Here is a 21,149-nt window from a genome sequence, read left to right as displayed (position 1 = left end):
GGCCTCCATCATCGTACGGTCGTACCGCGAGCGGACAGGGGCGGACGAGCTGCTATGCCCGGTCATGCATGCCGCTGGCTCAGTCGAAGCGCGCCGCCAGCAGCACCACGTCCTCCTCGCTCTCCGCCGCCTCCCGGCCGTCCGGCAGGACCACGCGCAGGACGTGGTCGGCGACGGCGCCGGGGTCGTGCCGCAGCGCGCGCGGGACGCTCGCGGCGGCCGTGTGCAGCCGGGCGAACGCCCGGTCCATGGGGTCGCCGGTACGGTGCAGCAGGCCGTCGGTGTAGAGCAGGACCGTCTCCCCGGCCTCGGCCTGGATCTCCATGCTGGGCGCCTCCCAGCAGGCGAGCATGCCGAGCGGGGCGGAGACGGAGGTCTCGGCGAACTCGGTGCGCCGCTCCCCGACGAGCAGCGGCGGGCTGTGCCCGGCGCCGGCCAGCGTGATCTTGCGCAGGGCGGGCTCGCAGTAGGCGAACAGGGCGGTGGCCGAGCGGGCGGGCTCGGTCAGCCGCAGCAGCAGCTCCAGGTCGGACAGGACGGCGACCGGGTCCTCGCCCTCCATCACGGCGTACGCCCGCAGGGAGGCGCGCAGCCGGCCCATGGCGGCGACGGCGCTCGGGCCGGAGCCGGTGACCGAGCCGACGGACAGGCCGAGGGCCGCGTCGGGCAGCGGCAGCGCGTCGTACCAGTCGCCGCCGCCGTGCGGGCCGGTGCGGTGCCGGGCGGCGAGCTGCACGCCGGCCACGCGGGGCAGCCGGGACGGCAGCAGTTCCTCGGTGATGGTCGCCACGCGCGCGCGTGCGCCTTCCACTTCCAGCAGGCGGGCGAGGTGCTCGGTGGCGTGCCGGACGTAGAGGCCCGCGAGGTGGCGCCGGCGCTCGTCGGGCTCGGCCGGTTCGTCGTAGAGCCAGGCGGCGGCGCCGAGGCGGCCGGCGCACTCGCCGACGAGGGGCAGGGCGTAGCTGGCGGCGTAGCCGAGGCGGCCGGCGACCTCGCGGTGGCGGGGGTCGAGGCCGTCCTCGGCGAGCAGGTCGGGGTGGAGGGTCTCGGTGCCGGCGCCGGTGTCGTAGGGCAGCGCGCCGCGCGGGACGGTCTCGATGTGGCCGAGGTCGGCGCGGCCGAGGCCCAGGCCGAGGGTGGTGCGCGGGCCGAGGCCGTCGGCGGGCTCCAGGACGACGAGGCCGCGGCGTGCGCCGACGAGGGCGGCTCCGGCGCGCAGCAGCTCGTGCAGGGCGGGTTCGAGCGCGTCCGTGCGGGACAGCCGCTCGGTGAGTTCGTGGAGGGTCGTGAGGTCCGAGACCCAGCCGGCCAGCCGGTCCTGGAGGAGGGTGCCGGGGGCGGGGCTGGTGGGGGCGGGGACGGGAGCGGCGTCCGGGGCGGGGGGAGCAGGCGCAACAGTGTGGGAGGGCGGGGGAACCGTTGAATCGATTCCGGCCACTTTCGGAGGGTGCGGGGCGTTCATGGCGTCCGGCCCTCAGACCGGTGCGTATTGCTGAAAAGCATCGCAAACCCCCATGTCATTCTGCGCCGCTAGCAGTGTCTCCACATGTACACGCACTCGTGAGGGGATGTCCAGCATTGTCCTGCGGGGATTCCTGGTGTCCATGAGGCGGGCGAGGTTTTGCCCGAACCCCTTGCCTTACCGCCAAGTTGGCTGAAAACTGCCTCAGGTATCGGTTCATTGCGGTCGACTGGCCTTGCTCGACGGAGCGTCACAGCGGTCGTGATGGGTACGTACTCGGTGAAGGCCAGGGGTGGTTGGGGGCCACCCGGAACCTGGCGACGGACCCGGGCGTCATAGCCACCGACGGCCGAGCCCCATCCTCCCTGGCGGAGGCGGAGAGAAATACGCGCGATGGCAAAACGCCATACTTCGCCACCCCTATGCCGCGACCGTGCTGTTGACCGACGCACCACGGACGCGGACGCGGCCCATGCTCGACCCCATGGGGACCCCCCTGCCGTGCACGGGGGTGTGATGCGCCAACAGGTACGCACAGTGAAGTGATCGACACATGATGTGATGTGGACCACGGTGTTGCCAGCGGTGCAACGGAAAGGAACGAGCGCTCATGCGCGAGATCCTCGGAAGGCGACGCAGGCTCCTGTCCAGGCGGAACGGCGGGAGGCCCGAGCTGATCGGCGCGGCCCTGACCTTCGCGGCCGAATGGCAGTGGCCGGTACTCCCGGGTGTGGCTCCGGACCCGCGGGCGCGGGCCCGCTGCGCCTGCCCCGACCCGGACTGCACGGTCCCCGGAGCGCACCCCTTCGACCCCGGCCTGCTCGCGGCCACCACCGACGAGCGCATGGTGCGCTGGTGGTGGACCAACCGCCCGAGCGCACCGATCGTCCTGGCCACCGGAGGCAAGGCGCCCTGCGCGGTCAGCCTGCCGGCGCTCGCCGCCTCCCGCGCGCTCGCCCTGCTCGACCGCCGGGGCATGCGCCTCGGCCCGGTGATCGCCTCGCCGAACCGCTGGGCCCTGCTCGTCGAGCCGTACTCCATGGAGCAGTTGGGCGAGTTGCTCTACGCCAAGGACTTCGTCCCGGGCTCCCTGCGCTTCCACGGCGAGGGCGGCTATCTCGCCCTGCCCCCGTCCGAGACCGGCGAGGGCACGGTCCGCTGGGAGCGCGCCCCGCTGCCGGGCTCGGCCGCGCCCTGGGTGCCCGATGTGGAGGCCGTGGTCGACGGCGTGGTCGAGGCCCTCACTCGTACGGGTGTGAGCGCGCCCGAGTTGTAGGGGGTGTCGGCGCGGGGCGGCGGACGGACCGCACTCGCTCGTTATCTTCCGCACATGCTGCCATTTTCCGGGGGAAACGGACTTTCTGGGGGGAATCGCGATTCCGGACGTCGAGGACCGCGATCCGGCGCAGACGGACGCGCCGATGGGGACAGACGCGCCGGCGGCGGCCGGCGCCGTCTGCCACGGCGCGGCGGGCCGGACGCCCAAGCGCTCCGGCTGATCGGCCTGATGGGTGTCGTGACGGCCGCCGTGGCGCTGCCGCTGGCCGTGGCGTCCGCCGGGCAGGTGGACGAGGCGGCCCACCGAGCCCTGGCGGACCGGCCGCGCGAAGCCGCCGTCCACCCGCCGGCGCCGGAGCGTGACGACGCCGTACGGCTCTTTGAGCACGGGGACGACAAGGTTCCCTCACCCAGCGCCTCGCCGCGGCTGCTCGGGCTCGGCCTCGCCACCGCCGCCCGCTGCGGCCCGTCGCTCACCTCGCCCGACGGCGTCGAGGCGCAGACCTGTGTGCTGACCCAGGGCGCGGACACCTGGGCGCGCACCTACTACCGCAACGCCACCGGCGAGTCGCTGGACTCCGTGCTCAGCCTGATGGGCCCGGGCGGCCGCAGTCTGCAGACGCACTGCGTCACCGGAACCGACGACGAGCCCGCCACCTGTGAGACGCCCCGTGAGCACACCCGGGGCGGAGCGGACGCCTACACGGCCGTCACCGAGTTCGCGAAGCAGGGGGCCGACGGCGCCCTGCTGCTGCGCTCGGGCAGCGATCCGGCGCAGGACGCGGGCAACTCGGGCAGCCCCGAGGGAAGTTGATCCGACGCCTGGCCGCGGAGCGCTTGCGCGGACATGGAAAGACCCGGTTGCTGGCGACGGGGGATGCACCAGCAACCGGGCTACAGGAACGGTAACAAGAGATCGGCGGTTCGCAAATTCCGGCTAGGGCATTCGGCCACCGATTTCCCTGCCGCGACGGCGAGTTGTGACGGGAGTCACGTGTCTCGGCGGCCCTGTCACGGCTGACCGACCAGTCAGCCGTGACGCGCGCGCCGAGGGTGTCAGCTGAGCGTGACCTGCCGATTGGTCAGACCGCCACGGGCCCGGCGCTCGTCCGCCGTGAGCGGCTCGGTGCCGGCGAGGGCGGTGGCGAGCCGCTCGGCGAACTCGGCGGCCGGCTTCTCCACGTCCTCCGCCGACATGCCGCTCGGCAGGTCCCAGACCGGCACCGTGAGCCCGTGAGCACGGAAGGAGCCCACGAGACGGGTGCCCTCGCCCAGGCCGGCGCGGCCCGCCGCGTGCAGCCGCGCCAGTGCGTCCAGAAGCCGCTCCTCCGGGTGCGGCATCACCCACCGAAGGTGGTTCTTCTCCGGGGTCTCGCACCAGTACGCCGCGTCCACGCCGGACAGCCGCGCCGTCGGGATGGCGGCGGCGTTGGCCCGCTCCAGGGAGGCGGTGACGTCCGGGGCGGCGTTCTCGGCGTCCGGCACCCAGAACTCGAAGCCGCTGTGCACGACCGGCTCGAACGGCGCGTCGGCGTCGAGCAGGTCCTGCAGCCGGGGGCCCTCGGCCGGTGCGCGACGGCCCTGCACGGGCGTACCCGGCTGGGCCTGCAGCGCACGCACGAGCGTGTCGGCGAGGTCGCGGCTGATGTCGCCGGACGCCGTGTCGTTCTGCAGGCCGAGCAGGACCGAGCCGTCGTCGCGGCGCAGCGCCGGCCAGGCCATCGGCAGCACCGTGGCGAGCGTGACCGACGGAACGCCCTCGGGCAGGCCGTCCTTGAGGGTCAGCTCGGCCGTCGCGGCCGGGACCAGCTCGCGCAGCGCCACCCAGTCGCACTCGCCGGCGAGGCCCTCGAAGGGCCGGTGCACCAGCTCGGTCACCGCGTGCGCCGCGGCCCTGCCGTGGCACGCCTTGTAGCGCCGGCCGCTGCCGCAGGGGCAGGGCTCGCGGGCGCCGACAACCGGGATCTCTCCGTCCGTGATCTGTGGCTTGGCCTTCGTCTGGGGTCGCTTCTTGGCCATCGTGGGTGTCTCCCGGTTACGGCTCTTCTGGTACGGCGGGAGCCTAGCCGTTTCGGCCGCGACCGACGGGAACCTGTGGACAACGCACGCGCGCTCGACGCCAGTGGTGTGAACCGGACGGCGTTCCGGGGACGCTGACGGACGGAAGGCAGAGCCCTCGCGTACGGACCGCCCGTCCCTCTCAGTCCAGATCGTCGAAGGCGTCCGCGAAGTCCAGGCCGGCCATCTCCACGTCCACACCGGCGAGCGCGGGGGCGGTGACGCGCGTAGCGAAGGCGTCATGGCGGCACCCGGCATCGGGATCGTGGACGTCGCCGTGGACCACCACCCAGACCGTCACCTCGCCGCGGACGCCGTCCCTGACGCCCCAGTCGTCGGCGAGAGCCGTGATGATGTTGAGTCCGCGGCCGCCGTGCGCGGTCACCGACGGGGTGGCCGGCGCCGGGCGGGTCGGGCCGCCGCCGTCCGTCACCTCGACGATGAGCCGGCCTCGCGGATCGACCCGCCACGCGGCGCGCACATCGCCGTCACCGGCCAGCGCGTCGCCCAGGGGCCGCCCGTGTTTGCAGGCGTTGCTCAACAATTCCGAAAGGATCAGTACGGCATCGTCGACGACCGATTCCGGCACCCCGCCGCCGCGCAGCTGCGCACGCATCCGGTGCCGTGCCTCCCCCACGCCCGCAGGGCCATGGGGTACGGCCATGCTCGACGACGTGGGCACCTCCTGTGCCACCACCAACGCCACCCCCGAGACCTCCTTTGCCCCACGCCACGGAGTGGATGCCCCCTTGACCTGTACCGGAAACCGGCCAATCCCCTTCCGGTGACGCATTCACAACGCCCCTGCACGGAGCGAACGCGCCGGTGCACTCCCTGTGACGACAGCGTCCCGGTGGCTGTCCGGTGGCTGTCCGGTGCGGTCGTCGCGTGGCTGGATTCCGTCGGTGTCGGCCGAGATCGGAGGATTCAGCAGCCGCCGGGCCCGGTCAAGGGATCCGGACGGCTCTTTACCGCCCTCTTGAGGTCACACCGCGGGCATGGGGCGATGACCCGCGTCACATGCGGCTCAGCCGGTGCAGCACCGCGCGCGGGCGGTTGGTGATGATCGCGTCGATGCCCAGCTCCACGCAGAGATCGACGTCCTCTGGCTCGTTCACGGTCCAGACATGCACCTGGTGACCGGCCCGTTTCAGCCGTTCCACGTACCCGGGGTTGTTGCGGAGGATCCGGATCGAGGGGCCCGCGATGTGCACGCCCGCGGGCAGCCGCCCGTCGCGCAGCCGCGGCGTGAGGAACTGCACCAGGTAGACGGTCGGCAGCGTCGGGGCGGCGGCACGCACGCGATGCAGCGACCGGGCCGAGAAACTCATGATCCGTACCGGGGACTCGGCGGCGGTGGCCGGCGCGTCCAGCCCGAACCGCTTCAGCAGGGTCAGCAGCCGCTCCTCGACCTGGCCGGCCCAGCGGGTGGGGTGCTTGGTCTCGATGGCCAGCTCCACCCGCCGCCCGGCGTCCGCGACCAGTTCCAGCAGCCGCTCCAGGGTGAGTACGGAGGTCTCCTCGCGGTCCTCCGGCCGGTGCTCCCAGTCCGGCTCCTCGTCGTCGGAGGTCCGCCCGCGCCAGGCCTCGCGCGTCTTCCGGGAGCCGAAGTCGAGCGCGGCGAGATCGGCCAGCTCCAGGGCGGAGACGGCGCCGCGGCCGTTGGAGGTACGGTTCACCCGGCGGTCGTGGACGCAGACCAGGTGGCCGTCGGCGGTCAGCCGGACGTCGCACTCAAGGGCGTCGGCGCCGTCCTCGATCGCCTTCCGGTAGGCGGCCAGGGTGTGCTCGGGCGCGTCTTCGGAAGCTCCCCGGTGGGCGACCACCTGGATGGAGCGCTGTGGTGCGTGGGTCACCGCGTCATGGTGCCACCGTCCGGGGCCGTGCGGGCATCCGTAATGGCGAGCTATGTGACTTTTGCTTGAAAAGCCCTATGTAAAGACTGGTCATGGACCCACAGCCACGGCTTATGGTGCTCTGACGGCCCGTGGGAAAAGCTGACTCCAGTACAAACGGAACAGTGAAGACTGAGCACAGCACCACGCACCGCTGCCGAGCGTGACCCAGTGCGACCGACAACAACAGCCGTGGATCGAGGAGAAGAGCTGTGAGCACCGAGAACGAGGGCAACGAGGTACCTCCGGCCCCGTCCGCACCTCCTGTGCCGGTGGCCTCTTCCGCCGATTCCCCGCAGCGCCCCGCGCCTGACGGGAACGCGCCGACCACTCCCCTCCCGCCGGTACCGGAAGCCGCCCCCGCCGCGCACGCCCCCGCAGAAGCGCACGCCGCGCAGCCGTCCGGCCCGGCCCCCGACGGCGCCTGGCCGCCCCCGCAGCCGGGCACCCCGCCGCACCCCGGGGTCCCGTCCTACGGTGACGGGGGCGTGGGCGGGGCCGGCGGCTTCGGCGGTCCGGGCGGCCCCGTCTGGGGCGCGTCGTACCAGCAGCCCGCCCCCCAGCCGCGCGGGCGCGGCGGACTGGTCGCCGCGGTCCTGGTAGCCGCGCTGGTCGCGGGCGGTCTGGGCGGCGGCATCGGCTACACCCTGGCCAAGAACCACGACGACAGCGGCTCCACCACCGTCTCCGCCTCCGACAGCGGCGCCACCCAGGTCAAGCGCGCACCGGGCTCGATCGCCAGTGTGGCCGCCAAGTCGCTGCCCAGCACGGTCACCATCCAGGCCGAGGGCACCAACGGCAACGGGGGCACCGGCACGGGCTTCGTCTTCGACACCCAGGGCCACATCATCACCAACAACCACGTGGTGGCGGACGCCCTGAACGGCGGCAAGCTGACGGCGACGTTCCCGAACGGCAAGAAGTACGACGCCGAGGTCATCGGCCACGCCCAGGGCTACGACGTGGCGGTCGTCAAGCTCAAGAACCCGCCGTCGGACCTCAAGCCGCTTCCGCTCGGCGACTCCGACAAGGTGGTCGTCGGCGACGAGACGATCGCCATCGGCGCCCCCTTCGGGCTGTCCAACACGGTGACGACGGGCATCATCAGCGCCAAGAACCGTCCGGTGGCCTCCAGCGACGGCAGTTCCACCAGCAAGGCGTCGTACATGAGCGCTCTGCAGACCGACGCGCCGATCAACCCGGGCAACTCCGGCGGCCCGCTGCTCGACGGCTCCGGCGCGGTCATCGGCATCAACTCGGCCATCCAGTCGACCAACAGCGGCGGCCTCGGCTCCAGCGGCCAGTCCGGTTCGATCGGCCTCGGCTTCGCGATTCCGATCGACCAGGCCAAGTACGTCGCCCAGCAGCTCATCAAGACCGGCAAGCCGGTGTACGCCAAGATCGGCGCGTCCGTCTCGCTGGAGGACTCCACGGACGGCGCGAAGATCACCGACCAGGGCACGGCCGGCTCCGCCGCGGTCGAGGCGGGCGGCCCCGCCGACAAGGCGGGCCTCAAGCCCGGCGACGTGATCACCAAGCTGGACGACATGGTGATCGACAGCGGCCCCACCCTGATCGGCGAGATCTGGACCCACAAGCCTGGCGACAAGGTGACGATCACCTACAAGCGGGGCGGCCAGGAACACACGGTGGATCTGACCCTGGGCTCCCGGGTGGGCGACAACTGACCCACTGCGGACCACTCCGCCCGCCGAACGCCCGCTCCCGGTACGCTGTTACCCGCTCCGTCCCAGGTGGACGGCGCGGGGAGGCGTGCCCGAGCGGCCGAAGGGAACGGTCTTGAAAACCGTCGTGGCAGCGATGTCACCGTGGGTTCAAATCCCACCGCCTCCGCAGAGGTCATAGATATGCTGGTCAGAAGGGGTGTCCCTCGATGAGGGACACCCCTTCTGCGTGCGGTCTGTCTCATCTTGATCCGGCTCTGTCGCGTTGTGGATCAGTGCGTGTGGACCAGGCGTGGACCACGTTCCGGGAAGAAGTCGCAGTTCAGCGCCACGCAGGCAGCCCGGGAATGCCCCGGTCCACGGTGCCCGATGTGCCTGACTGTGGTGAGCGGTCGCTTCCAGGACCAGGCCGGGCAGGTCACGCCCGCCCGCACGGGAGATCGGTATCCCGCGCCGGGTCTCGGCGGCCTGCAGCCAGGCGGTCTCCCGGGCAGCGGCGCGGGCCGTGCGCAGTGCCGCGAGTGCGGTGGTGTCGATGTCGGCCAGCAGACGCCAAGCGGTGGGGGTGGAGGTCACCGGACCGAATACCTCGCGCTGATCGCGCAGGAGGGCCAGGTCCGCGATTGCCTCGCCACCGTCGGCGAGCATCACCGCCAGGTCGACCGCCACCCGGCCCGGATTGTGGCCGGTGCCGCGCGGCCGCAGCAGGCGCAGCGCGTCGGTGAAGGAGCCGGTCAGGCCCGTGGCGTCAGCGAGATCGTCAGCAGGCGGGATCCGGCGTGGCTGACCACTCCGCGACCGTCGGACGAGACGACGAGGTTGGGACGCGACCCGGTAGTGTGCACGCAGAAAGTGCCTTCCTGCTGTGGTGACAGAAGCCCTAGACAAGCCTCATCATCGCAGCTCAGAAGGCACTTTCGTCTTTCCGCTCAAGATCCGGACATGTGCGCAACTGAAACGCGCAGGCGAGACCACTACGGCATCCCCCGGTCGAAGTCCTGGCGAACGCTGGGCAGTTGACCTCGACCGCTCCAAGATCCCCGACAGAGTCAGACTGAGGGGCTGTGCCGGGTCCCGGAAGGGAAATTCAAAAACTCGTTGAACATCCCTGAGTCTTTTCTCGTACATCTCCTCGAACACAGGCGACGCGTTTGTTGCGGGAGCCATCCGTGACTGCTGCTTTCATGACCTCAACCCCCCAACTCGAGTGAGGTATCCCTATGTCCAGGGCTCTTCCGAAATACAAAAAGGGCCGGGTAGCGATCATCGGCGGCTCCGCCGCAGTCGTGCTGTCCGGCGCGATCATCGCTGGTTCCGCCTTCGCTGGCGAGTCGCCCAAGAGCAACACACCTTTCGCAGCCCCCGGAACGATCTCGAGCGCGACGGCCACCCAGCAGGCCGGGGGGAACAACAACAACGGGAACGCGAGCAATGCGAACGCCGCGGACACGATCTCGTGTCCGGACGTGAAGTCGCAGCTCCCGGCGGTCCCTGCCGCCGCCCAAGCCGAGGTCGACCGCAACCTGAAACAACTCGACGACCAGATCGCAAAGGCCAACAAGGAGCTCGCCGCAGCAGTCGGTAATGCGGGCAACGCCGGTAACGTGGGCAATGCGGGCAACCCGGGTGACGCGGGTAACGCCGGTAATGCGGGCAACGCCGGTAATGCGGGCAACGCCGGTAATGCGGGTAACGCCGGTAACGTGGGCAATGCGGGCAACCCGGGTGACGCGGGTAACGCCGGTAATGCGGGCAACGCCGGTAAGGCCGGTAAGGCCGGTAAGCGCGGCAAGGCCGGTAAGCGCGGCAAGGCCGGCAAGGGCGGCCAGAACGCCATCCTCCGCCAGCTCAAGAACAAGCGGGCGGCCACGATCAAGCGCATCGCCAACGCGATCGGCCGCGCGGCTGCCAAGCCGCAGGGGCTGGAGGGACTGGCACAGTGCGCCGTGAATAACGGTGGCGCTGCGAACAATGGTGGCGCTGCGAACAACGGTGGCGCTGCCAATGACGGTGGCGCTGCGAACAATGGTGGCGCTGCGAACAACGGTGGCGCCGCGAACAACGGCGGCGCCGCGAACAACGGCGGCGCCGCGAACAACGGCGGCGCCGCGAACAACGGCGGCGCCGCGAACAACGGCGGCGCCGCCACCCCGAGCGCCGCAGCCACCCAGTAGGCCGGCGGGACCGCCGGGAAGGCGGGCAACGCCGGCACGCTCACCCAGTGACGTGACGGGCGCCCGTGGAGGCCCTCGCCGCCGGCCACGGGCGCCGACAAACGGCTATCGCATCCAGGCCGAACTGGCCGCGGCCGAGCTGGAATGGCAGGAGTGGGCACCGTCCTGGCTCCGGAGGACGGTGACGCCGGCAGCGCGGAGGTCACCCTGGATGCGCGGGTTGCGGACGTGCAGCCGGCGCCCCGGGCCGGGTTGCGGCGAAGCCGAAGTCGCCGGTGCCAGTGTGGCGTGAGGGGCTGACCTGGTCGGTGCTGTCGGTGGACTACGAGCGCATCCTCACCGCGCTCGCGGACCGGGACCGGCTCCATCAAGGGCCGCTGACCTGCCAGGAGTTGGCCGTGATGTTCGGTCTGGACGCGGTGCCGGCCAAGGTGGAGGCGCTGCGGTCGAAGGCGAAGCGCCTGGTCGCCTGGGTCTGGCTGGCCGAGCAGCAGCCGGGTCGGTTCACCTGTCGCATTGAGGTTGTCCGTGGATCTTGCCGTGACCTGCAGACCCGTCACGTTGACTGGGAACTCCGCCACGCCGCGTTCTCAATACAGCTGGCTTCTGCAGAATCCCGGAGGCCGGCCGCACCTGTCCCAGTCAGTCTGGATTAACCGCCATCCGGGTGAGCCGCATTGCCGTGGCTGCGCTCATGAATGCTTCAGGAACCTCAAACCGCATGCCGCGAACACCAAGACGATTCCGACGTTCACCATCAGCCGCTCCCAGAACTGGTGCCTGAAGAACAGAACGTCCACGCCAACCACGACGGCTACCAGCGCGAGCGCGTAGAGCACGACGACAGCCTGTCTTCCCATCCTTCCTTTCTACTACGTGCGGTCGCCGTGAGAGTGGGGCCAGAGGGGCACAATCTCTGAACACAGGCTGGGCGACACACCGCTGGTATCGAGGCAGGAGCCGTGCCCCTCACATGTCGTACCGCGATCGTCGGCTCCGGACAGGCCACCGCGCGGCAAACCCTCAAGCCGCATAGCCCGTGTCCAAGATTCCGGGTCAAGGCCCCCCGCGTCGGCGGAGCCTCCCCGCCCAACCGCCTGCCCGCTCCTGCGGATCAGAAGGATCCGGACGCCTTCCGGCTCCCCAACCACATGGCGCCACGGAGGTGGGCACGCCAGAGGATCCTGCGGTAGCTCTTCTCGCCGGGGACGCCAGCGCAGCCCTAAGCTCGCAGATGCCGGCGTAGGGCTGCGGCCGGGATGCTGATCAGGGCGGTGCCACTGACGTGTGGAACGGAGCCAGTGGACCCCGTGTGGACCACGCCACCCGCCGGACGTTGGATCCCGGAACTCTGTACCCGCTCCGTCCCAGGTGGGCGGCGCGGGGAGGTGTGCCCGAGCGGCCGAAGGGAACGGTCTTGAAAACCGTCGTGGCAGCGATGTCACCGTGGGTTCAAATCCCACCGCCTCCGCACACGCCGTAGAAGACGTGCTGGTCAGAAGGGGTGCTCCTCGGCGAGGGGCGCCCCTTTTGCATGGGGACTGTCTCGACCTTGATCTCGGCCCGGGGTCCCTGGGTGTTTCCCATGTGCCGCGATGGACGCCTTCGTGGTCAACCATCGTCAGCCGACCCATGGCGGCCGTAGAAGTCCTCCCATGCCTGCCGCTGGATCTCCTCGGTGTTCGCGAGGAGCTTCTCCAGAGGCTCCGCGGGCCCAGAAGGGGGAGGGGGCAGCTGCATGAGCGTGTCGTAGAGGAACTCGCAGGCTTCGGCTTCGGTGCCAAAGCGCCGTATGACGTTGTCCTCGGACCGTTGACGCAAGCCGACGGTCCACGCGTCCTCGTCACGGCGCAGGAAGTGGTAGGCATCCAGTTGGATGGGGACGTCGTGGACACCGGGGATGTCGTAGAACGCCTCCGGGACGTCCGCCTGGCGGAGTCTTTCGACGAGTTCTGCGCGGTCCATCAGGTCCGTCCCATCGCCTGCCTGAGGGGTGGCCACCGGCCTGGCAGGCGCGGGGGCCGCCCTGGGCCTGGTCGTGTCAGGTCACATGCACTTCTGCCAATTTGTACGCGTTGATGAGCATGGGGATCGTCGGCTTTGTCACGTACTGGAGGCCCAGGCCTGGCTGGCCGAACCAGGGCCTGATCGGACCCGCCTCGACGGTGAACGGCTGGAGGACCCGGTAGAGGTGGTAGCTGTACGGATACGTCTTGGTGTAGGTGTCGAGATTGCTCGGCGGGATCGCGCGCTTGGCGTACGGCGTGCCCGCGGGGGCGAGGAAGTTGCCGTTTCCGCTGCCGAAGAGGTCGACCAGTTGGCCCTTGCGCAGTGTCACGGAGTGCTCGACCGGCTTGCCGTCCTTCAGTACGAAGCCGTTGTTGTCGGGGTACCACCAACCCGACTTCTTCGTCTGGGGGTCCGTCTGCCAGAAGCACGCGAGGAACCGGTACGCGGAGGTGTGGTCCGTGCGCTGATACCCCCTCAGCATCCTGCCCAGAGCGCCATTCTGGGGAAGGTATGTCGGTCCCAGCCGCCAGTCGTTGAGGTAGTAGCGCTGGTATGCCACTGGCGGGGCGGTGTTGGACCCGCGGCTGCGGTGCGTGGTCGGGCATTGGGTCCCGTTCCCCGCACGGGGGAGGCCGGCCTGGGCCGTGGCCGGTGAGATGCCGATCAGCAGGAGGAGCGATGCGAGGCCGCTCCCCAGGAAGGTGCGCAGTGCGCGCATTCGGTGTCCCCTCTCTCCCGGCGCACACCAGGCGCCGCGTGGGGCGGGCAGCGGGCGGTGACCCGTTGCCGGCCTCATCGTTTTACCGGGCTCATTCCATGCGCGGTGTATGCGCGAGGGGCGGAGGCGTCGCAGATAGTCACCCGAAACGATGAGCGCAGGTCCTCGGATGGCCGAAGACTGGTAACCGCGGCCGAAAGCTTGAGAGAGATCGGTCACGGAATGCGCTGTGGAGCTGCTCGGCCGGCATCAACGGCCGGTTCGCTGGGGCAGGTCAGGGCTGCCGATGACTCCTGGACGTTCCTGTTGTTTTTCACCGAAGACGACAGCGGGCTGATCGCCTACACCGGCGTGCGGCGGGCCCACGTCTGCCCGGGCCGATGGCAGCCAGCCACGCCGCCGATGCCGTCGATCAGAGCGAGCCGCGACAGCCGGTGTGTGACCACGGCCCCGGAGCCCTCAGCTCGGGGCGCTTGCCGAGACGATGTTGGCGTACCAGTGCGGTGCATTGGTCGGATCCCCGGCATAGGCGGCGACCTCCGCACAGGGACGGGCGATCACGATCTCGGTGAGGACGTCGACAGCCATGACCTCAACGCTAGCCCCGCCGCTCATGCTCGGAAGCCCGACACACGTGCAAGTACCGCCGCCGCTGCGGAAGCGCGGCATAAAACCGTCGAGAAGGCAGAGCACAGAATCGGACGCCGTCTTCCCGAACTGCTTCGGCGTGGCCATGCACAGTCAGCGTCCACGAAAGCAACCTGTCAGAAGGCATGCCGCCGTCATGGCTTTTCCTGACCTTCTCATTGACTGCGGTCGACAACCCGGTGCTTCCCTACGCTGACGGCGGGGACGTCTGGCAGGAAGTCCTATGACTGCCCTTCTGGACAAAGGCGACGTCGCTCCCCACGTTCATCGCATTCTGAAACGGTCAGTAGGGCTCACGGCTGGGCTGACCTGGGGTGCAAGGGCCAGATACCTGCGGGCGAGTGAGCTGACTCCCCGGTGCTCCCTGTGGTTTTCCCGCACGATCTGGCACACGTCTGGCACGTGTGGCCGGGTAGTACGGGCCCGGCGTCATGAGGTCCGATGAGGACGCAGTCAGAGGTGCGGCAAATGAATAGGACCCCGGCCCGATTACGGCGGGCCGGGATCCTGTATTGTGCGCCTGGCCGGAGGGCGCCGGCCCAATTGCGGTGGGCCGGCGTTCTCCAGCATGCGCATCAGGTGGCTGCTGGCTTAGTCCTCGCCGAATTCGTCGCCCTCGCCCTTGTGGTGGCGCTTGATGACGCGGAAGCTGGCGATGACGCCGTTCTTGACCTTTACGCCGCCCTCCATCTCCTCGTGGTGCTTGCCCTGCTCGCCGTGCTCGTGGTGCTCGCGCTCCTCGCAGTTCTCGTTCTCGTGCTCGTCCTTGATCCTCGGGCAGACGCCGTTGGCGGAGCTGTGGGGGCCGACGGTGGCGATGGGGGCGCCGTTGTCACAGACGGCCCCGCGGAAGACCTCGACCACGTTGCGGCTGTCGTTGCGGACGTTGATGGTCCTGGCACCCAGGTCGCTGACGACGGTGATGCAGCCGTCGGGGCGGCCGGAGAATGAGCGCTCGTTGACGAAGATCCTGCCTTCGAAGTGGCGGTGATGCTCCTTTCCTTCTCTGCCTTCGTTGCCCTTGCCTTCGTTGCCCTTGCCTTCGTTGTTGGTGGGGGTGCTGGAACCGCCGAGCGGTGCCGCCATGACAGCCGCCGGGGCGGACTGGGGAACCGGCGCTGAGGCGGCCGAGGCGTAGGTGATACCAGTCGCGGTCAGTGCCGCGACGGCCGCGACGGCCGTGGAGATCTTGCGGGAACGGATCATGGACATGTCGCTTGTTCTCCTTCTGAGGCTGAGACAGAAGCGCCCGCTGTGGCAGCTGGTGCGTGATTGAACGTACTAACACCCACTATTGCTGTCATATCGAGCAAATCGGGATCTCGGCTTCATGGGGCTGATCGGGTATGCAGAGGCCCTCTACGTCCACCCACAGACAGAGCTGACGAGGCGTCAAAGTCGCTTTGACTCGGCATGGTTGGCGTGCAGTTAGCCCTAGCAGGTGATCTTCTGGCGCCTCGTCACCCGCGGTGGCTGTGGGTCGCCTGGAATTCTCGGCGAGTCGCTGCTTGACATGAAAGCTGTAACCGTCAGCCGGGCTGGGCCTGCGGTGCTGCGCACCCTGCGAGTGGCGCCGGCCGGAGCGCCTGTCTCATCCTGGTCCCGCTCGGTCGCGTTGTTCGTCCAACCCTGCCGCCGCATGGCCGGTTTCATGCGCTACTCTGCCGCCCACTATTCGAACATCCGATGCATCGGACAACAGAAAACGGGGGTCGTGCCATGCGTGGCATGCGATTTCGTACGGTCGTGGCGGTCGCGGCCGCCACGGCGACGCTGGGCACGATCTCCGCCTGTGGCGGTAAATCCACCTCTGCGACGGGCCAACACGCCTCCGCCGAGCCGACAGCGGTCGCTGTCTCACCGGTCGCCTACCTGCTCAAGGTGGAGGACGCCACGGCCAAGGCTCACTCGGCCAAGCTCGACCAGACCGTCACGGTGGGCACTCTGAGCCAGATGCATCTCGTCGGAGACCACGACTGGGCCCACGGTCTGCAGGGCAACGTCACCATGTCGGTGAAGGCGGCCACTCCGACGCCGGTCCCGGCGATGCAGATGGAGATCCGCAGCGACGCCATGTACGTGAAGGTGCCCGCCCAGAAGGTGGGCAGGATGGGCGGCAAGCACTGGCTCAAGGAGCCGCTCGCCCTTATCGCCGCGCAAGGTGCCGCGGGCAAGGCCAGCACCGACCAGATGAAGCAGGCGAACCCCGCCCTGGCCGTACGGATGTTGATCTCCAGCGGGGATCTGCGCAAGGTCGGCCGGGAGACGGTGCGCGGGGTGAGCGCCACCCACTACGCGGGCACGCTGGACGTGGCCAAGCTGATCGCGAGCAGGCAGGGTCTGACGCCCGAGGACGTGAAGTTCCTCAAGAAGCGGCTCGCGGCATCGGGTGCCTCGGACGACCGGATCGATCTCTGGGTCAACAGCGAGAACCTGCCGGTGGAGACGCAGGAGCGGATGCAGATGGACACCGGCGAGATGACCTCGGTCACCTGCTTCTCCCACTACGGCGTCACGGTCGACCTGTCCGTCCCCGATCCCTCGGACACCTTCACTCTCCACTCGGTGACGGGCGGCGGCCGGACCGGCGGGGCCTGAACCGGGAGTTCTCAGAAGAAGGGGTGCCCCGGATCGGGGGCGCCCCTTCTTGCCGTCACGGCCGGTGGCCGGTCATCCGCGCCGCCGAGGCGATGGTCGCGCGGGCCTCGGCTTCGGTGAGGCCGGTGTGGAGGGCCGCCTCGGTCAGGGGGTCGGCGAGGCCGGGTCCGAGGCCGTTCTCGTAGGCGCGGCAGGCCGCCCAGAACAGGCGGGTGTTGCGCTGGCCCTCGTGCGCGCCGAGCACGAACTGGATCAGGCCCCGGCCGTGGTCGCCGTGGTCCCCGGACGCCCGCGGGGGCGGGTGCGCGGTGCGCGGCGGGGGCAGCAGCAGGCGCAGGAGGGAGGGCGGGCAGGGGGCGGGGGCGAGGTGTCCGGTGCCCGGCGCGGTGGTGTAGACCCCGTGGTCGGTGCGTGAGCCCGGCCCCACCAGGTAGCCGCCGGCGCCCCGGATGTCGATGCCGGGGGCGAGGCGCCCCGCCGAGTTCGGTACGACGACGTCGGGCGGGCCGGTGAGCCACAGGTGGCGGCCGCCGCTCGGGGTGCGGACGACGACCGTCTCCGGGATGGTGAACAGGTGCCGCAGGGCCAGTTCGCGCAGGGCGGCCGAGGCGTCCGTGCCGCCCTTGGTGTCCAGGTCGATGCCGATCAGGTGGTACGGCGGCAGTCCGCAGGCGATGCCGTAGCCGGTGGCCCGGGGAGCGGCGGCGAACATCGCGCGGATGTGGACGGGGTCGGTGGAGGCGTCGTACACGCCGTGTCCGAGGCGGCCGCACGCGCCGTGGCAGCGCGGTCCGGCCGGGGCGGGGTCGTCGCGGTGGGGGGAGCGCAGGGCGGGGAGCTTCGTCCGGGACAGGGGGATGACGGCCAGGCCGCGTTCGGCGGCCGACAGCGCGTGTGCGAGGGCCAGGGTGGTGGCCTGCCGTTCGGTGGGGGCCATGGCTTCATGTTCGTACGTACGTTCGAAAAAGGGAAGGGGGTGCGTGGGGTGCGCCGGGATGGCCGACGGTGGGGGCGGGGGTATGGCGAAACGATTCGTTCCTTGTGTCGCTTGAAGGGTGAAAATGCCGGGACGCGCGTCTTGGGCGGAAAGTGGCGAATGGTGACGGAGAAGGTTTATCGACTTTTCATCACGGTTGCGTGGTAATCACGGCTTCCGGTGTGGTTCGTCGGGGACCGGTGGGCAGCTCTTGCTTCGCGACGTCGTCCATGAAGTCGAGGCGGTCGGCCAACTGCCCTGACATCAGCTGTAGTTCAGTTACTTCCGGCCCTCGGGTCGCTTTCTGGAGGAACAAGAAATGGCAAGCATCCGTACCGCCCGTGTCGTCACCGCCGTGGCCGCTCTTCCACTCGCCGCCGCCCTGTTCACCGGGGTGGCCGCCGCGGACAACGGCGCGATCGCGGGGAACGGATCGAGCGCCGGTGTGGCGAGTGTCGTCGGCAGCGGTGCAGGCCACGACAACTTCGGCAACTCGGCCACCACCCAGCAGAACGCGGTCGGCGCCGGCGCCTCGAACCAGAGCAACACCGCTCAGGTCAATGGCTCGGCCTTCACGAACGTCCAGCAGGGCAACGAGAACACCGCCGTCCACTTCACCCGCCTCTGGTGAGCCGGGGGCGAGGTCCCTCCCGGTGAGGGGTCTCGTGGGGTGTGCTTCGGGGTCATGACACGTCGCGCGGCGGTACTTCGGTGCCGCCGCGCCGGCGTTCTCCCGGGCCCGGCCTTGACACCTCCCCGCATCTGACGGACAGTCAGGAACCGTTCGGGTGGCGAGGTCGGGGAGGGGCGGCGATGACGGCGAGGAGCGCGCAGGCCGACGCGCTGGGGGCGCGGCTCACGGCGTACGAGGGGCGGCCGGCCGCCGCCACGGGGACCGGCAAGGACCCGGTGAACGCGGCGATGATCCGGCACTGGTGCGAGGCCATGGGCGACACCAACCCGGCCTATCGAGGCCCGGACGCCATCGCCCCGCCCACGATGCTCCAGGCCTGGACGATGGGCGGCCTGTCCGGACACGAGAGCCGTACGGGCGCCTACGACGAACTGCTCGCCCTGCTCGACGAGTCGGGCTGTACGTCGGTCGTGGCCACCGACTGCGAGCAGGAGTACCTGCGGCCGCTGCGCCCGGGCGACGAGGTCTCCTTCGACGCGGTGATCGAGTCCGTCTCCGGCCGCAAGACCACGAAGCTCGGCACGGGGTACTTCGTGACGACCCGCATGGACGTCCGGGTCGCCGGTGAGCTGGTGGGCACGCACCGCTTCCGCATCCTCAAGTACGCCCCCGCGCCCCCGAGAACGCCCGTCACGCGCCCCCGGCGGCCCCGCCCGGTGGTGAACCGGGACAACGCCGGCTTCTGGCAGGGCGTGGAGCGGCACCGGCTGCTGATCCAGCGCTGCACGGGCTGCGGCACCCTGCGGCACCCCTGGCTGCCGGGCTGCAGCGCCTGCGGCTGCCCCCAGTGGGACACGGTCGAGGCGAGCGGCGAGGGCGCGGTCTACTCGTACGTGGTGATGCACCACCCGCCCTTCCCGGCCTTCGACCCTCCGTACGCGGTCGGCCTGGTCGAACTCGCCGAGGGCGTGCGGATGGTGGGCAACGTGGTCGGGGTGCCGTACGACAAGGTGCGCATCGGGCTGCCGGTCCGGGTGGAGTTCCGCACGTACGAGGACGCCGGAGGCGGTGAGGGCGCGCTGGTCCTGCCGGTCTTCCGGGCCCGGCAGGAAGTGCCCGGGGAACCGGGGGAGTTGAGCGCGCATGGCCGGTGAGGTCGCGGCCGGACCGCGGGTGGGGGCCGAGCTGCCACCGCTGGAGATCCCCGTCACACGCACGCTGATCGTGGCGGGGGCGATCGCGTCCCGGGACTACCAGGACGTGCACCACGACGCGGAGCTGGCCCGGCGGAAGGGTTCGCCGGACATCTTCATGAACATCCTGACGACGAACGGCCTGGTCGGCCGGTACATCACGGACCACTTCGGGCCGACGGCGGTGCTCCGCCGGGTCGCCATCCGGCTCGGGGCGCCCAACCACCCCGGCGACACGATGGTGCTGACGGGGACGGTCGAGGAGGTCGCCGGCGACACGGCGACCGTGCGGGTCGTCGGCGTCAACCGCATCGGCCGGCATGTGACCGGCACGGTGACGGTCACCGTCCCCGGCACGGGGCCCGTCCCCCTTCCCGGTACGGAGTCCGGTACGGAGCCGGTCCCCCTTCCCGGCGGAGGCGCCTCGTGAGCGCACGGACGCGGGATTCGCTGGGCGGCCGCGCGGCCGTCGCCGGGATCGGGGCCACCGAGTTCTCCAAGGACTCGGGGCGCAGTGAGCTGCGGCTGGCGGTGGAGGCGGTGCGCGCCGCGCTGGACGACGCGGGGCTGGCGCCGGCCGACGTGGACGGGATGGTGACGTTCACGATGGACACGAACCCGGAGATCACCGTGGCCCAGGCCTGCGGGATGGGCGAGCTGTCCTTCTTCTCCCGGGTCCACTACGGCGGCGGCGCGGCCTGCGCGACCGTCCTGCAGGCAGCGCTCGCGGTGGCGGCGGGGGTGGCCGAGGTGGTGGTCTGCTACCGCGCCTTCAACGAGCGCTCCGGCCGCAGGTTCGGCGCGGGCGTGCAGCACCGGGAGCCGTCGGCGGAGGGCGTGGCGCTCGGCTGGGTGCTGCCGTTCGGGCTGCTCACACCGGCCTCCTGGGTGGCGATGGCGGCCCAGCGGTACCTGCACGCGTACGGGCTGACGCCGGAGGTGTTCGGGCACGTGGCCGTGGTCGACCGCAGGTACGCGGCGACCAACCCGGCGGCGTACTTCCACGGCCGTCCGCTCACCCTGGCCGAGCATGCCGCCTCCCGCTGGATCGTGGAGCCGCTCCGGCTGCTGGACTGCTGCCAGGAGACCGACGGCGGGCAGGCGATCGTCGTCACCTCGGTGGAGCGGGCCCGTGACCTGCGGCATCCTCCGGCCGTGATCACGGCGGCCGCGCAGGGCGCCGGGCGGGCGCAGGAGCAGATGACCAGCTTCTACCGGGACGATCTGACCGGCCTGCCGGAGATGGGCGTGGTGGCCCGCCGGCTGTGGCGCACGAGCGGCCTCGGCCCGGCCGACATCGACGTGGGGATCCTGTACGACCACTTCACGCCGTTCGTGCTGATGCAGCTGGAGGAGTTCGGCTTCTGCGGGAGAGGGGAGGCGCCCGGTTTCGTGGCCGAGGAGCGGCTGCCGCTGAACACGCACGGGGGCCAGCTGGGGGAGGCCTACCTGCACGGCATGAACGGCATCGCGGAAGCGGTGCGCCAGCTGCGGGGCACGGCCGTGAACCAGATACCGGGCGCGTCCCGGGCCCTGGTCACGGCCGGCACGGGGGTCCCGACATCGGGGCTGGTGCTCACGGCGGACGAGTGAGGGTGAGGGGACGGGGACCGGCGGGGTGAGGGGGGAGCCGGCGGTTCCAGGGGAGCGACGGCAGCCGGTCGCGGGGCCGTTACCGGCACCGTCCCCGACCCGGCTCAGGGTCGGACCCGCAGACGGGGCGTACCCGTACTCCACCTTCAGGAGGTGGAGCCTGCCCCGCCCCTACAACCTGAGGGGGACTCCGCTTCGGGACCTGCGGGCGATCCGCCGGGGCGCGT

Annotated in this window: 19 protein-coding genes, 2 tRNA genes and 2 pseudogenes; 12 read left to right on the top strand and 11 right to left on the bottom strand. The window is 70.5% G+C overall.

All coding sequences use genetic code 11. The features are described 5' to 3' along the window. Window positions 1–79: 79 nt before the first annotated feature. The gene (locus tag ACZ60X_RS18765) at window positions 80–1,462 is read right to left on the bottom strand and encodes a PP2C family protein-serine/threonine phosphatase (RefSeq protein ID WP_469599559.1); all 1,383 of its coding nucleotides are present in this window, start codon (window positions 1,460–1,462) and stop codon (window positions 80–82) included. A 610-nt stretch (window positions 1,463–2,072) separates the two neighbouring features. Between ACZ60X_RS18765 and ACZ60X_RS18760 the strand changes: the two genes are divergently transcribed. After that, window positions 2,073–2,738, top strand: a complete 666-nt coding sequence (locus ACZ60X_RS18760) for a bifunctional DNA primase/polymerase (RefSeq protein ID WP_469599557.1) — start codon at window positions 2,073–2,075, stop codon at window positions 2,736–2,738. Window positions 2,739–2,969: 231 nt separating this feature from the next. Continuing rightward, window positions 2,970–3,554, top strand: coding sequence for a hypothetical protein (locus tag ACZ60X_RS18755; RefSeq protein ID WP_469599555.1), 585 nt, complete (start codon window positions 2,970–2,972; stop codon window positions 3,552–3,554). Between the two features lie 242 nt (window positions 3,555–3,796). Here ACZ60X_RS18755 and ACZ60X_RS18750 read toward each other — a convergent pair whose 3' ends face one another. From ACZ60X_RS18750 to ACZ60X_RS18740, 3 genes are all read right to left on the bottom strand, one after another. Then, window positions 3,797–4,759, bottom strand: a complete 963-nt coding sequence (locus ACZ60X_RS18750; protein ID WP_469599553.1) for a DUF5926 family protein — start codon at window positions 4,757–4,759, stop codon at window positions 3,797–3,799. A 181-nt stretch (window positions 4,760–4,940) separates the two neighbouring features. After that, complete coding sequence (locus ACZ60X_RS18745) at window positions 4,941–5,591, bottom strand: ATP-binding protein (protein WP_469599551.1); 651 nt, start codon at window positions 5,589–5,591, stop codon at window positions 4,941–4,943. A 223-nt stretch (window positions 5,592–5,814) separates the two neighbouring features. Beyond that, window positions 5,815–6,654 (bottom strand): glycerophosphodiester phosphodiesterase, encoded by an 840-nt coding sequence (locus tag ACZ60X_RS18740; protein WP_469599549.1) that lies wholly within the window; start codon window positions 6,652–6,654, stop codon window positions 5,815–5,817. A 251-nt stretch (window positions 6,655–6,905) separates the two neighbouring features. Here ACZ60X_RS18740 and ACZ60X_RS18735 point away from each other — a divergent pair, with 251 nt between their 5' ends. Beyond that, complete coding sequence (locus tag ACZ60X_RS18735; RefSeq protein WP_469599547.1) at window positions 6,906–8,381, top strand: S1C family serine protease; 1,476 nt, start codon at window positions 6,906–6,908, stop codon at window positions 8,379–8,381. Window positions 8,382–8,460: 79 nt separating this feature from the next. Beyond that, a tRNA-Ser gene (locus ACZ60X_RS18730) sits at window positions 8,461–8,547 on the top strand. Window positions 8,548–8,765: 218 nt separating this feature from the next. Here the strand turns inward: ACZ60X_RS18730 and ACZ60X_RS18725 are convergent. Further along, window positions 8,766–9,253 (bottom strand): annotated as a pseudogene (locus ACZ60X_RS18725) (transposase); the annotation flags it as partial. 345 nt (window positions 9,254–9,598) lie between these two features. Between ACZ60X_RS18725 and ACZ60X_RS18720 the strand changes: the two are divergent. Both ACZ60X_RS18720 and ACZ60X_RS18715 read left to right on the top strand, forming a co-directional pair. Beyond that, window positions 9,599–10,552, top strand: coding sequence for a hypothetical protein (locus tag ACZ60X_RS18720; RefSeq protein ID WP_469599545.1), 954 nt, complete (start codon window positions 9,599–9,601; stop codon window positions 10,550–10,552). Window positions 10,553–10,604: 52 nt separating this feature from the next. Then, a pseudogene (locus ACZ60X_RS18715) lies at window positions 10,605–11,061 on the top strand (hypothetical protein); the annotation flags it as partial. 183 nt (window positions 11,062–11,244) lie between these two features. On the opposite strand, the gene ACZ60X_RS18710 reads toward ACZ60X_RS18715, so the two are convergent. After that, a complete protein-coding gene (locus ACZ60X_RS18710; RefSeq protein ID WP_469599543.1) occupies window positions 11,245–11,391 on the bottom strand; it encodes a hypothetical protein in 147 nt (48 codons plus the stop codon). 545 nt (window positions 11,392–11,936) lie between these two features. Here ACZ60X_RS18710 and ACZ60X_RS18705 point away from each other — a divergent pair. After that, window positions 11,937–12,023, top strand: a tRNA-Ser gene (locus tag ACZ60X_RS18705). A gap of 140 nt (window positions 12,024–12,163) precedes the next feature. Here ACZ60X_RS18705 and ACZ60X_RS18700 read toward each other — a convergent pair. The 4 genes from ACZ60X_RS18700 to ACZ60X_RS18685 all read right to left on the bottom strand — a co-directional run bounded on the left by ACZ60X_RS18700 (window position 12,164) and on the right by ACZ60X_RS18685 (window position 15,140). Then, a complete protein-coding gene (locus tag ACZ60X_RS18700) occupies window positions 12,164–12,517 on the bottom strand; it encodes a hypothetical protein (RefSeq protein ID WP_469599541.1) in 354 nt (117 codons plus the stop codon). 76 nt (window positions 12,518–12,593) lie between these two features. After that, complete coding sequence (locus tag ACZ60X_RS18695) at window positions 12,594–13,121, bottom strand: TNT domain-containing protein (protein WP_469599539.1); 528 nt, start codon at window positions 13,119–13,121, stop codon at window positions 12,594–12,596. A 618-nt stretch (window positions 13,122–13,739) separates the two neighbouring features. Then, window positions 13,740–13,868, bottom strand: coding sequence for a hypothetical protein (locus tag ACZ60X_RS18690; protein ID WP_469599537.1), 129 nt, complete (start codon window positions 13,866–13,868; stop codon window positions 13,740–13,742). A 651-nt stretch (window positions 13,869–14,519) separates the two neighbouring features. Then, window positions 14,520–15,140: a hypothetical protein gene (locus ACZ60X_RS18685; RefSeq protein WP_469599535.1), complete on the bottom strand. Its 621-nt coding sequence runs from the start codon at window positions 15,138–15,140 to the stop codon at window positions 14,520–14,522. A 516-nt stretch (window positions 15,141–15,656) separates the two neighbouring features. Here ACZ60X_RS18685 and ACZ60X_RS18680 point away from each other — a divergent pair. Continuing rightward, entirely contained in the window at window positions 15,657–16,526 is an 870-nt protein-coding gene (locus ACZ60X_RS18680; RefSeq protein ID WP_469599533.1) for an SCO4651 family lipoprotein, read from the top strand. Between the two features lie 55 nt (window positions 16,527–16,581). Here the strand turns inward: ACZ60X_RS18680 and ACZ60X_RS18675 are convergent, their stop codons facing one another. Further along, window positions 16,582–17,463 (bottom strand): bifunctional DNA primase/polymerase, encoded by an 882-nt coding sequence (locus tag ACZ60X_RS18675; protein ID WP_469599531.1) that lies wholly within the window; start codon window positions 17,461–17,463, stop codon window positions 16,582–16,584. Between the two features lie 358 nt (window positions 17,464–17,821). Between ACZ60X_RS18675 and ACZ60X_RS18670 the strand changes: the two genes are divergently transcribed. The 4 genes from ACZ60X_RS18670 (at window position 17,822) to ACZ60X_RS18655 (ending at window position 20,922) form a co-directional block, all read left to right on the top strand. After that, the gene (locus tag ACZ60X_RS18670) at window positions 17,822–18,133 is read left to right on the top strand and encodes a hypothetical protein (RefSeq protein ID WP_469599529.1); all 312 of its coding nucleotides are present in this window, start codon (window positions 17,822–17,824) and stop codon (window positions 18,131–18,133) included. A 182-nt stretch (window positions 18,134–18,315) separates the two neighbouring features. Beyond that, window positions 18,316–19,290, top strand: coding sequence for a bifunctional MaoC family dehydratase N-terminal/OB-fold nucleic acid binding domain-containing protein (locus ACZ60X_RS18665; protein ID WP_469599527.1), 975 nt, complete (start codon window positions 18,316–18,318; stop codon window positions 19,288–19,290). Continuing rightward, on the top strand, window positions 19,280–19,759 hold the full coding sequence (locus ACZ60X_RS18660) for a MaoC/PaaZ C-terminal domain-containing protein (protein WP_469599525.1): 480 nt from the start codon (window positions 19,280–19,282) through the stop codon (window positions 19,757–19,759). The genes ACZ60X_RS18665 and ACZ60X_RS18660 overlap by 11 nt, the downstream gene beginning before the upstream one ends. Continuing rightward, the gene (locus ACZ60X_RS18655) at window positions 19,756–20,922 is read left to right on the top strand and encodes a lipid-transfer protein (protein WP_469599523.1); all 1,167 of its coding nucleotides are present in this window, start codon (window positions 19,756–19,758) and stop codon (window positions 20,920–20,922) included. Before ACZ60X_RS18660 ends, ACZ60X_RS18655 begins: the two co-directional genes overlap by 4 nt. Window positions 20,923–21,149: the final 227 nt, after the last annotated feature.

Source organism: Streptomyces sp. NPDC104106 (assembly GCF_055584345.1).
This window is presented reverse-complemented; position numbering and strand designations above follow the sequence as displayed.